Origin of the sequence: Streptomyces sp. NPDC006265 (assembly GCF_040613555.1) — a bacterium.
In the GTDB taxonomy this organism is placed as follows: Bacteria; Actinomycetota; Actinomycetes; order Streptomycetales; family Streptomycetaceae; genus Streptomyces.
Genome location: NZ_JBEXSH010001216.1, coordinates 1 through 2,078, shown reverse-complemented (window position 1 = coordinate 2,078; position 2,078 = coordinate 1). Strand labels below are relative to the sequence as shown.

Annotated in this window: 2 protein-coding genes; both read left to right on the top strand. The window is 75.7% G+C overall.

Going from position 1 to position 2,078, the window contains the following annotated elements; all coding sequences use genetic code 11:
- A partial coding sequence (locus ABZ281_RS47260; RefSeq protein WP_356664786.1) for a B12-binding domain-containing protein occupies nt 1-652 on the top strand: 652 nt, incomplete at its 5' end.
- Nucleotides 653-894: 242 nt separating this feature from the next.
- Nucleotides 895-2,078, top strand: a 1,184-nt coding sequence (locus ABZ281_RS47255) for a lycopene cyclase family protein (protein ID WP_356664784.1), incomplete at its 3' end; no start/stop codon positions are given.

Below are 2,078 nucleotides of genomic sequence, written 5' to 3'. Positions count from 1 at the left end.
CGGGCTGCGCCTCGGCGACGTGCGTCAGGAGTGCAAGGGCATCGCCCGTGCGGCCCTGCGCCTCGACGCCGCCGCGCTGGACGGGCTGCTCGAGGCCGCGATCGTCGAGCACGGGCTGGTCGCCGCCTGGACCGAGGTGATCATGCCGACCCTCCAGGCGGTCGGCCGTAAGTGGGAGAACTCGGGCGAGAAGTACGTCGAGGTCGAGCACTTCCTGTCCTGGCACGTCTCCGGCGCGCTGCGGCGCGGTGCTCCGCCCTCGGCGGCCGACCGCCCGGGCGCGACCGTCGTGCTCGCCTGTGTGCCGGGGGAGAACCACACCCTGCCCCTGGAGGTGCTGGCCGCCGCGCTGGCCGAACGCGGTCTGCCGGTGCGCATGTTCGGCGGGGCCCTGCCCGTGGAGTCCCTGGTCACGGCCGTACGCAGGACCGGGCCGGCGGCCGTGGGGCTGTGGGCGCAGTCGCGGACGACCGCCAGCCGGCCGCTGGCCCAGCACGTGGCCGCGATGGAGTGGGGGGTGCGGGGCGCCCGCCGCAAGCCGGTGGTGCTGACGATCGGGCCCGGCTGGACCGGCCGGACCGTCACCGGCCTGCCCCGTCCGACGGGGCTGGCCGAGGCCGTCGCGCTTCTGGAGTCGGTGGTGTCGCGGTAGCTCCGGCCGTCCGCATCCGAGTACGGCCGTCGGCACTGGTAGATCCGGCCGGCTGCATCCGAGTACGGCCGTCGGCACTGGTAGATCCGGCCGTCCGCATCCGAGTACGGCCGTCGGCACTCGTAGATCCGGCCGGCTGCATCCGAACACGGCCGTCCGCCCGAAGGGGGACGGAGCACAACACACAGTCGGCCGGGCGGCCGGGAGCGGGGTGCGGAGATGAGCGGCGCGTGGTGGGCCCGGTGAGCCAGGGGCCCGTCGGCACGTCGGACGTGGTGGTCGTCGGGGGCGGAGCCGCCGGCCTCAGTCTCGCGCACCGGCTGGTCGGTGACGGCGTCGTGACCGTGACCGTGGTGGAGCCGCCGGACGGTCCCGCGCGCCCGGCGGAGCGGACCTGGTGCTACTGGGACCACGGCACCGGCACCGGCACCGACGACGATTTCGACGAGGCGGTCACCGCCACCTGGCCCCTGCTGCGGGTGCACGGCCCCGACGGCAGCCCGCTCACCGTCGACCCGGCCCCGTCGCGCTACCGCATGGTGCGTTCCACGGCGTTCGAACGGCTGGTGCACGCGCGGCTCGCGCGTTCGCCCCGCGGGCGTCTCCTCCGGGCCACGGCGGACTCGGTGCGCGACGTACCCGGGGGCGCGGAGGTCCGCTGCACCGCGGCCGACGGCCGCACGCTGACGCTGCGCTCCCGGTACGTGTTCGACTCGCGACCCCTGCGCGCACTGCCCCCGGCCCGGACGCGGTTGCTGCAGCACTTCCGCGGCTGGTTCGTGCGCACCCGCACCGACCGGTTCGACCCGGCGGTAGCCGACCTCATGGACTTCCGGGTCCCCCAGCCGCGGCACGGGCTCGCCTTCGGCTACGTCCTGCCGCTGGCCCCGGACCGGGCGCTCGTCGAGTACACCGAGTTCTCCCGGACCCCGCTGACCACCGCGACCTACGAGGCGGCGCTCGGTCACTACGCCCGCGAGGTGCTGCGCCTGGGCGAGTTCACCGTGGGATCGGCCGAGCACGGCGTCATCCCCATGACCGACGCCCGCTTTCCCCGGCGGGCCGGGGCGGCCGTCTTCCGCATCGGGACGGCGGGCGGTGCGACCCGCCCCGCCACGGGCTACACCTTCGCGGCCGTGCAGCGGCACAGCCGGGCCATCGCCGCCACCCTGCGGGACGGCCACGGCAGCGTGCCCGCACCGCACGGGCGCCGGGCCCTCGCCATGGACGCCGTGCTGCTACGGGCCCTGGACACCGGGCGGATCGACGGCCCCGCCTTCTTCACCGGCCTGTTCCGCCGCACGCCCCCACAGCGCCTGCTGCGCTTCCTCGACGGCGCCACCTCGATCCGGGAGGAGTGGGGCATCGGACTGCGCACCCCCGTGGGCCCGATGCTCCGCACCGCGCTCGAAGTGCCCTTCCTGCG